The organism is Dactylosporangium sp. NPDC049525 (genome assembly GCF_040676755.1).
Lineage (GTDB): Bacteria > Actinomycetota > Actinomycetes > Mycobacteriales > Micromonosporaceae > Dactylosporangium.
The window spans coordinates 94,175-104,383 of record NZ_JBFAPO010000042.1; the positions used below are offsets into that span (position 1 = coordinate 94,175).

Here is a 10,209-nt window from a genome sequence, read left to right on the forward strand (position 1 = left end):
TTCCGATGGATGGGAACTTGCATCGACTGGAGATTGGGGTTCAGGCAATCCAGCTTTCGCCATATCACGCGGGTCCTCCCACCGCACCGCCCCTGACGTCTGGGCCCGGCCGTCGGGCAATCTGGCATGCTGTTGTCCCCTTCACCTTTCGGATCCAGGTCAGCCAGTCGACCCAGGAACCTCCCTTCGAGTTCCTCCCGGCTGAACCGGGGATACAACAGAGCGCCTCGCGGCGCACATCGTTCGTTCGATTACCCACCGGTAGACGCCAAGTCCGGAGCCGTGGGGTGTGCCACGGCGGGCGATGCGTGGACGGATGCCTTTGCGGCGGAGGGCCCTGCGGTACTTGTCGTGGTCGTAGGCACGGTCGACGAAGATCTCCTTGGGCCGCCGCCGGGGACGCCCGCGCCGGCCGTGGACGGGTGGGATCTTGTCGATCAGTGGTAGGAGTTCGGTGATGTCGTTGCGGTTGCCGCCGGTCAGTGATGCGGCGAGGGGGATGCCGGCGCCCTCGGTCAGGACGTGGTGCTTCGAGCCCGCTCGGGCGCGGTCGACCGGGCTCGGACCGCTTTTGGGCCGCGTCGCGCGGCTCGTACGTGGGAGGAGTCGATGACCGCCCGGGACCAGTCGAGCTTGCCCGCGGCATGCAGTTCGGCGAGGAGCAGCTCGTGCGGCCGTTGCCACACTCCGGCGGCGTTCCATTCCTCGAGGCGCCGCCAGCAGGTCATCCCGGAGCCGAACCCGAGTTCCTGGTTGAGTCGGCCTGGGACGCGGTGCCGGCGTTGCCGCTGGTCCGTTTTCCCAGGCCGCTCGCCGAATGAAGTAGGCCGCCGGCGAGGTGCCCGTGGTGTGGATCCTTTTCCGTCGGCCCCTTCCCGAACCGTGCTGGTCACTTTCGCGACACACGGCTCTCCAGTGATCGGTGCCGGGTGGGTGCGTTGATGCGGCCTGCGTGGATGTCCTCGTGGCAGTCACGGCAGATAACGAGGGTCTTGCGGCGCCGTTTGGCCATGAGGTGTACCCATGCGGGTCTGTCGGGCCGGTCGTGGCGGTTGAGGTCGGCGAGCTTGCGGACGTGGTGCACTTCGATGTTTGTCCGTGAGCCGCAGATCTCGCAGCAGTCGGCGAGGAGCCGCAGGATCAGCTCGTTTCGCTTGGTGCTGGCCATGACCGGTGACAGGTCGGTGAGGACCGCGGTGCGTCGGCGTTTGAGCGGGATCCCGCCGAAGCAGGCGACCAGTGGTTTCCTGCCCTGGTCCCGGGGGATGGTGACCTGGAAGCAGGTCCGTTTCCCGTCGGGGGTCTCGATGACCGTGCGGTGCTTTGCGGCCATCTTCGTGACGGTGGACCTGTGCTTGCCGGCGAGGGTCTTGAGCATCGAGGTCTCCATGACCCAGCGCAGGCGTTCCAGGCGGAACACGTCCTGGGCGAGCAGGTAGTACTGGACCAGCCCTCGGTACTCGGAGCCGTACTTCGCGACGATGGTGAAGTCCTGGTCGTGAAGCAGCGGACCCCGTTGGGCCGGCTTGCCGCCGCGCATGTAGTTCGCGCACTTCTGCCTGATGACGTCCCTGGGCACGAACAGTCCGATGGCGCCGTTGATCGCTCGCCGCCGTCGGGTGATCTTCGTGTCGCAGTGTTGCGTCTTGATCTCGTAGCCGAGGAACCGCGCCGCCTGGCTGGTGGCGTGGGTGATCAACGTCTTGGACTCCGACAGTTCCAGCTTGAGCTCGTCGCGCAGGAACGCCTGAACCTTCGATTTGATCTGCTCGGCCTCGTGCCTGGGTCCGGCGAACCCCAGCACCCAGTCGTCGGCGTACCGGCAGTAGCGAAGCCGTCGATAGTCCGGATCGTTGGGGTCCTGGCTGGGCAACCGGCGGCGCTGACGCCGAAGCGCTCGCACCACCTCACGGTCGCCGTGCCGGGTGGCCTTCGCGATCTGGTTCTCGACGATCTCGTATGCGCGGTTGGTCCGACGGCGGCTGCAACGGTTGTGGGCAGGCAGCAGGGTCTGCTCGACGAAGGTGTCCAACCGGTCCAGGTAGATGTTGGACAAGATCGGTGAAGCCACGCCACCCTGCGGCGAGCCGCTGAGCGTGGCGTGCCAGCGCCAGTCCTCCAAGTACCCGGCCGTGAGCATGTTGGACACCAGCCGCAGGAACCGGCCATCGTGGATCTTCTCCGCCAGGATCGACAGCATCACCTGATGGTCCAAACTGCCGAAGCAATCGGAGATGTCACCCTCGACGAACCAGTGCGTTCCCTTCCAGCCGTCGACCACCTCGCTCAGCGCGGTGTGACAGCCCCGGCCGGGACGGAAACCATGAGACCGGTCGGAGAACTGGGGCTCGTAGTACGCCTCCAACAGCAGACGCACCACCTCGGCGACCAGCTTGTCCGACCAGGTCGGCAGGCCCAGCGGGCGCAGCTTCCCGTTCTTCTTCGGGATGTAGACCCGTTTGACCGGCCGCCATCGGTAGCGCTCGGCGCGCAGCGCGTCGATGATCGCCTCGATCCTGGCCAGGGACATCACCTACGAGCCGTGGCCGGCGCACCACGTGGCGATCCATACCCGGCGCAGGGTAAAGCCGGGTCGAGCCGACGCTCACGCGGCGAGCGGTAGCGTCGGGCGAGCTCGGTGTCGTAGCGGTTGCTTCGCCGGCTTGGTGTCGTGCCGGAGCGCGCCGTTGTCGCCGACGCCTGCTCGCACGCCCCCTCCGCCGCGGTGATCACGGTGAGCGTCATCGATCAGCTCATCCCGGCAGCGACGGCTGCGTACTGCTGAGGTTCGCAAGGTCATTCAACCGAAGTTCGGACGTTCGCAGCCTCCGGACGTTCCGTCAGGCGGCACACCCACGTGCCAGTTCATCAGCCGTTCCGTGTAGCGGAACGATGCCCCTGTATATGGAGCGGTTGGCGGTTGTACCGTCCCGCCTGGTTCGGTGTCGCGCCGCACCGTCGACCCACGATAGTCGCTCCTGGTGTCCAGGCGGGTGTTGTTCGCTTGGCCGGCTTGATCGGTCTCGGCCTGGCTTCGGGCCATTTCATCGAAGGCCGGTGCGGTGATCAGGCAGCCAGGTCTGGAGCGGCGTGAGGAAAGGGGAACGTCTTGATCGAGCTACGGCGGACAGCTACGGGGAGGAAGAAGAGGCAAGCCATGATTCAGTTGCCGAGTCTGGCTGGTACCCGCAAGGAACGCCGGCGGCGGGCGGCGGCAGTTGTGGGGGTGCTGGCCGTGACGCTGGCGGTGGTGGGGCTCACGGCCGTGCCCGCAGCGGCCGCTGCCAGCCCGTACACCGTCAGTGCCACCATCGGTGTGGGCGCGAGCCCGATCGCGGTGGGGGTGAACCCGGTCACTGACACCGTTTACGTGGCCAACCAGGGCGACACCGTGTCCGTGATCGATGCGGATACGAATGCCGTCACCGCCACCATCGGCGTAGGCCGCACCCCGCAGGGGTTGGCCGTGGATCCGGTCACGAACACGGTCTACGTGTCCAACGCCGAGGACGGCACCGTCTCGGTGATCGACGGGGCGTCCAACACCGTCACCGCCACCATCGATTTCCACGACGAGTTCAGCTTCCCGACCGCGGTGGCAGTGAACTCGACCACCGGCAAGGTTTACGTGAGCCACAACAACCAGCCCGTGTCGGTGATCGACGTGGCTACCAACGCCATCACCGGCAGCATCGACCTCATATTCCCGAAGGGGATCGGGGTGGACCAAAGCACTAATACCGTCTATGTGACCACCGACACCGGTGACCTGGCGGTGGTCGACGGATCCACCAACGCCGTCACCACCACCATCGACGTGGGCAACACATCGCAGGGCGGCACCCAGGATGTGGTCGTGAGCCCGGGCATCGGCAAGGTCTACGTCACCAACCCGTTCAGCGACACCGTCTCAGTGGTCGACTCGGCGACCAACACCATCACCGCGACCATCGGTGTCGGCAACAACCCGGACGGGGTAGCGGTGGACCCAACGACCGGCGCGGTCTTCGTGACCAATCTTCTCGACAACACCGTGTCGGTGATCGACGGGTCTACCAACACCGTCATCGAAACGGTCCCTGTGGGCGCTGACCCGATCGCGGTCGCGGTTGACCCCGACACACATGTCGCCTACGTGGTCAACGAAGGCAGCAACAACGTGTCCGTGCTCACGCCGGTGGCCCCGCTGGCGGTGACCACGACCAGCCTGCCGAACGGCCAGCTCGGCGTGGCGTACAGCCAGACGCTGACCGCGACCGGCGGTACCACGCCCTACACCTGGTCGGTGGTGTCGGGGTCGCTGCCAGACGAGCTGTCGCTGGACGCCTCGACCGGGGTCATTTCCGGGACGACGACCGCGGCGGGCGCGTTCAACTTCACCGTCCAGGTGACCGACGCCGGCACACCGCACCTGACCGCGACCAAGCCGTTGTCGATCACCGTGCCGCAGGTATCCCAGTCGATCAGCTTCACCCCGCCGGCCAGTGGCACCGTCGGCCAGTCGGCGACGCTGACCGCCACCGGCGGCGGCTCGGGCAACCCGGTGGTCTTCACGGTCAACCCATCTTCCGGGTCCGGGGTGTGCACGGTGTCCGGCATCAACGGCGCAACGGTGAATTACACAGCCGCCGGCACCTGTGTGATCGACGCGAACCAGGCCGGCAACGCCAACTACAGCGCGGCGCCGACCGTCACCGCCGCCATCACGGTCAACCAGGCACCCGCGTTCGTGATGAACAACCCGCCGCTGACCGCGGTGGTCGGGCAGCCCTACAACTACACCTTCCAGGCCTCCGGCACCCCGGCGCCGACCTACGCCCTGGCATCCGGTGCCCCGTCGTGGCTGTCAATCGACCCCAACACCGGGCAGGTGACCGGCACCCCGCCCGCGGGCACGACCACGTTCAGCTACGCGGTCACCGCAACGAACGTGGCTGGCGCCGCCACCGCCGGCCCGTACACGGTCACCGTCACCACCCCGTCGCCGAACGCGGACCTCTCGGCGGTGCTGTCCTGCCCGGACAACCTGACCGTGGGCCGCACCGGCACCTGCACCCTGACCGTGAAGAACGCGGGACCCGCCACCGCCAACACTGTCGTGACCGGCGTCCTGCTGCCGCCCGCGCTGTCCGAGGTGTCCTGCACCGCGGGCTGCGTCCGGCACGCCAACCTGTTCACCTGGACCCTGCCGACGCTCGCCAGCGGCGCCTCGGCCCAGTTCTCCATCACCGTCAAGGCCAGCGCTACGGGCCGGGCTCCGGTGCTGGCCGCGGCCGCGTCGCCCAGCCCCGACCCCCACCCGCTGAACAACGTCTCCATTGACACGATCACCGTCACCCGCCGCTGACCACGACAGGCGGGTGCCGGACCGGCCCTGGGTCTGGCACCCGCCCGTGACACGGCGTGCTTCACCAGCGCATCAGGAAGGTGTTTCATGAGGCTCAATCGCCGTACGTTCCTGACGATCGCTTCCGCCGTGGGCGGAGCTCTCGCGCTGTCACCGGCACGGCCGGCCGGTGCGCGACCGGTTTCCGCCCCAGACCTGACGATCGCACCGCAGTTTCCGGGTGTCGCCCAGAATCATTCGGGTCTGGACGTGAACAGCGCCGAGGCGATCGCCGTTCTGCTCGCGTACGACCCGGAGACCGACCCGGATGCGCGGTACTTCCGATCACGTGTCCCGGTCGCCGCCAGGATCGCGCCGTTCGCTCCCACGCAGGCGCAGCCGAAACTGAGTCCCCGGCCGCTGGCGACGAACCTCTCGCAGTACTACGAATCGATCTCCGACATCGGCACGGACCCGTTCAACGCGCATTACCAGTACATGCGCTACGGAGACACGATCGACGCGTTCGTGACGCGCTTCCAGCAGTACCAGGACATCGTCGGCGGCTGGCAGGGCGCGCAAGCGATCCCGACCACCGCCTACACCGATCTCGTGCACCGGACCGGGGCCCTGTCGATCGGCATCCTCTTTCAGCCGTACGTCGACGAGAACGACGGGCTCCTCCAGAAAGACGCCAAGGGGCACTTCCCGGTCGCCGACAAGCTGGTCGACCTAGCGAAGTACTTCGGGTTCGACGGTTACTTCCTCAACGTCGAGAAGGATCTCACCGGTCAGGTCGATTCGATGATGGCCTTCATCACCTACCTGCAACAGCGTGCGGCTGCCCAGCGGCTGAAGACCTTCACCGTGCAGTGGTACGACGCCGTGACGGTCGACGGGGACTACCCGGGCTACCAGAACACTTTCAACTCGCAGAACGCGGGATGGATCACGCAGGCCGGCGCGGACTCGATGTTTATCAACTACTGGTGGGGGCAGATCCACGTGCAGGAAGCGGTGCAAGAGTGCGCTTCCATTCCCCTCGACCCCTTCAGCGTGTGTTTCTTCGGCCTGCAACTCGAAGACCGGACCGGGCTCGGGATCACACCGGCGCCTACCATCCCGCCGGCGGACAACACCATCGAACTGGTCATCCCGACCAACGGCACCGGCACGCCGCAAGCCAGCGTCGCGTTGTTCGATCCCGCACGCCGCTCGGTGGAGCTGTCCCAAACATCCGGAGCACTCAACCCTTCGACGCCCGGACTCCCAGATCTCCAGTCCGCCGCCTACGAGGCGGAACTGCAGTTCTGGTCCGGCGGAACCCGTAACCCGGCCGTCCCAGCCAGCCCCGGCTCCTACGGCGTCGCCAACTACATCACCGAGCGCTCCGTGATCGGCGATGTGCCGTTCTTCTCCCGCTTCAACACCGGCACCGGCACCGCCTTCTATCTCGGCGGTACAGCATCTTCGTCCACGCCGTGGTTCAGCGCCGGGATCCAGGACATCCTGCCTACCTGGCAGTGGTGGACCGAGGCGTTCGACGCGTCCCCGACGGCGCAACTGCTCACCGCCGGATACGACTACACCATCGCGTACGACGGGGGCACCTCGCTCACCATCGCCGGTGATCTCACCGCCGGCAATCCGACCGCGGTACGCCTGTTCAAGACCGACCTGAAAGTGACCCGCACCACCCGGGCCGAACTGGTGTACCGGTCCCCGAAGCCCCGCGCCGGCGACCTGTATCTCGGCCTGATCCTGAAGGAAAGCAAGCGGACCGTGTGGCACCGTCTCGATCGCCACGACGGTGTGCAGATCACCTCGGCCGGCGGCTGGACCCGCGCCACCGTGTCCCTCGCCGGACACACCGGCAAGCACATCGCGGCCATTTCGGTCGGGGTCAAGCTCGCACAACGGCAAAAGCCGGTCACCGGCTATTCCGTCACCATCGGCAGTCTCGGCATTTCCGACCCGAAGCACCATTCCGGCCACCTCCCCGCACCGCGGAACTTCCGCATCGCGAAGTCCGCCGTCAACGGGGACAGGACGTCGGCGGAACTGCGGCTGCTGTGGGACTTCAACCCGCAGGTCTGGTATTACGACATCACCCGTACCCGCCCTCGCGGGACGCCGATCTGGCTCGGCCGTATCAGCGGCGACGCATACTACGTGCAGGCTTTGCCGCGCCTCGGCAACGAACGATCCGCCACGGTCGTCCTCCAGGCCGTCGGCCGCGATCCCCGCATCACCAGCCAGACATCACTGAGATTCACCTGGTGAGCAGATTGGCCAACCGAAGGTATTTGTTCCGGCGAGTGGAACGTTTTGTTGATCGCCTTGCGCAAGTGCCGCTTCGCGCTGCATCGCGGCGAAACCATTAGGTCGGATCGACCGTTGTTCCCGGTGTACGCGCCGTCTCCGGCGGCACGCGAATGCTTTCTCTGCAGAAGGAGGCCGGCATGAGGCTGACCCGGGAACAGTTGCTCAAGCTGATGGGCGCGGCGGCGGTCGGCCCGGTCGCCGCCGCCATCGACCCCTCCCCGGCCGAGGCTCAGCAGCGGCACGACGAACACGTCATCCGCAGAGACGTCTGCGTGATCGGCGGCGGGTCGTCGGGCACCTACACCGCCGTTCGGCTGCGCGACCTCGGCCGCAGCGTGGTCGTCGTGGAAGCCAAGGATCGCCTTGGCGGTCACACCGAGACGTACCAGGACCCGGCCACCGGCGGGACCGTCGACATCGGCGTCATCGTGTTCGAGGACGACCCGCTGGTACACGCCTACTTCGACCGATTCGGCATCGCCCTCGCCCCGCTCACCGGCGCGCCCGGACCCACCCGCTACGTCGACTTCCGCACCGGGCGGCCGGTCGACTACACACCGCACCCGCCCACCGCGTTGCCCGCCTACTACGACCTGATCAGCCAGTACGGGCCGATCGACACGGTGCTCGACCCGCCCAACCCGGTCCCCAGGGACCTGGTGGCGCCCTTCGCCGATTTCGTCGCCAAGTACGACCTCGGCTCGGTGGTGCCGGTGGTGTTCGGATACGGCCAGGGCCTCGGCAACATCCTCGACCTGCCCGCCCTCTACTCCATCAACACTGTCGGCCAGGGCGTCGTCAGGAACATCCTCAACAATTCGTTCCTCACCACCGCCGCGCACGACAACAGCCTGCTGTACGAACGGGCGGCCGGCTTTCTCGGCCCGGATGTACTGCTCAACTCGCAGGTGCTGCGGGTGGACCGGTCGTCGTCCGGGGTCCGCGTCCGCATCAGCACCCCGCGCGGGCCGCGCCTGATCGTCGCGGACCGGCTCGTCGTGGCGATCCCGCCGTTGCCGCGCAACCTCGCCGGCTTCGACCTGGACGCCGCCGAGCGGTCGCTGTTCGGCCAGTTCATCAGCGGCGCGTACTACACCGGCGTGGTTCGCCTGTCCGGCCTGCCCGCCGGCCTCAGCCTGAGCGACGCCGCCGCGGGCACCCCGTTCAACCTGCCGCGGTTGCCGGGCCTGTACGGGGTCGGCCCGACCGGCATCCCCGGCCTCTACAACGTCAAGTTCGGCAGCCCGTCGCTGCTCCCCGAAGCGCTGGTCCGGCGCAGCATCCGAGCCGAGATCGAAAGGGTCGCGGCGGCCGGCACATATCCCGTCGTGTTCGAGGACTTCGCCGTCTTCTCCGGCCACGTCCCGTTCGCGCTGCACGTCCCGCCACAGGCGATCGCCGCAGGCTTCTACCGCCGGCTCCAGGCGCTCCAGGGCCGCAACCGCACGTACTACCCGAGTGCCGCCTTCCATTCGCACAATTCGAGCCGCATCTGGGCCGGGGTCGAACTGCTCCTTCCGTCGATCGCCTCGTGATCGCCGGAGGCTGTCTGCCCCGACTTGATCCTTGGCGGCTCGCACGGAAAGGTGCCATTTGTGGCTGATACGCCGATGACGCCGATTTCGGAGGTTTCGGCGTTATCCGCCGACGCCATCGGCCGCGCGGTCCGGTTGCTCGAACGTCTCGCGTCGTCGGGCCACCCAGTTGCGTTGAGCAATCTCGCCAGGGACACGGAGCTTCCCAAGTCGACCGCCTATCGGATCCTGCAGACGCTCAGCACGCACGGCATGGTGGCCCGCCGCGGGAACCGGTACGTGCTGGGACCGCGGATGCACGCATTGACCTCCATGGTGATGTCCGGCCCGCGCGGCGTGCGAAAGCGGCTCATGCCGTACCTGCTGGATCTGCACCGGCACACGGGCGGCATCGCGAGGCTGGCCCTGCTGCGAGGCGAGGAGGTCGTGTACGTCGAGACGCTGCACGGCCATGCGCACGCGGCCCTCATCCCCGGCGTACCGGATCGGGTACCGGCCGGCGCGACCCCTTCGGGCCGGTTGCTGCTCGCGTTCGCCGCAGGGACCGCACCCCGCCAGCGCCGCTCCGAAGCGGATGCCGGGCAGGGCGCGGTCCTGCCCAGCGCGTCGGAGCGACGAGCCATCCTCCACGACGGGTTCGCACACGCCGAGCGGTCGCCGATCCCCGGACTCGACTCGGTCGCGATGCCGATCCTCGGCAGCGACTCCCTGCCGGTCGCCGCGTTCGAGCTCGCCACAACGACGCCGGTCCTCCGCTCCCAGTCAGCGATGGCGGCGTTACGGGAAGCGGCCCTCGCCGGTTCGGTCGCGCTTCGCACTCTCCCCCCGGAAGGGCACCCATGAGCAGAGCGACTGGACTTTTTTCTGTGACGCGAAGCGGGTCCACCGGACCCTGGATATTGGGTGCCGCCCGTGGCGACACCGAGTCGCGGTGACGGGGCTGGACCTCATGGCGTGTCGTGTGTTCGTTTCGTGGCGACGCCGGCGTAGAGCCAGCCGGGTCCCGGGGCGGTGGTCGGGTCG

General features: G+C 67.4%; 5 protein-coding genes and 1 pseudogene. 4 read left to right on the forward strand and 2 right to left on the reverse strand.

From position 1 onward, the window contains the following. Window positions 1-240: 240 nt before the first annotated feature. Together AB0K00_RS40490 and AB0K00_RS40495 are read right to left on the reverse strand one after the other, a co-directional pair. Window positions 241-746: pseudogene (locus AB0K00_RS40490) on the reverse strand (IS5 family transposase); the annotation flags it as partial. A 143-nt stretch (window positions 747-889) separates the two neighbouring features. Next, the gene (locus tag AB0K00_RS40495; RefSeq protein WP_363532391.1) at window positions 890-2,530 is read right to left on the reverse strand and encodes a reverse transcriptase domain-containing protein; all 1,641 of its coding nucleotides are present in this window, start codon (window positions 2,528-2,530) and stop codon (window positions 890-892) included. 627 nt (window positions 2,531-3,157) lie between these two features. On the opposite strand from AB0K00_RS40495, the gene AB0K00_RS40500 reads away from it, so the two are divergent. The 4 genes from AB0K00_RS40500 (at window position 3,158) to AB0K00_RS40515 (ending at window position 10,029) form a co-directional block, all read left to right on the forward strand. Then, the gene (locus AB0K00_RS40500; protein WP_363532394.1) at window positions 3,158-5,347 is read left to right on the forward strand and encodes a putative Ig domain-containing protein; all 2,190 of its coding nucleotides are present in this window, start codon (window positions 3,158-3,160) and stop codon (window positions 5,345-5,347) included. An 87-nt stretch (window positions 5,348-5,434) separates the two neighbouring features. Next, window positions 5,435-7,609 (forward strand): hypothetical protein, encoded by a 2,175-nt coding sequence (locus AB0K00_RS40505; protein ID WP_363532397.1) that lies wholly within the window; start codon window positions 5,435-5,437, stop codon window positions 7,607-7,609. A gap of 179 nt (window positions 7,610-7,788) precedes the next feature. Then, on the forward strand, window positions 7,789-9,186 hold the full coding sequence (locus tag AB0K00_RS40510; protein WP_363532400.1) for an FAD-dependent oxidoreductase: 1,398 nt from the start codon (window positions 7,789-7,791) through the stop codon (window positions 9,184-9,186). A 24-nt stretch (window positions 9,187-9,210) separates the two neighbouring features. Further along, window positions 9,211-10,029 carry a helix-turn-helix domain-containing protein gene (locus AB0K00_RS40515; protein ID WP_363532403.1) on the forward strand — a complete coding sequence of 273 codons (819 nt, stop codon included), beginning with the start codon at window positions 9,211-9,213 and terminating at the stop codon, window positions 10,027-10,029. Window positions 10,030-10,209: the final 180 nt, after the last annotated feature.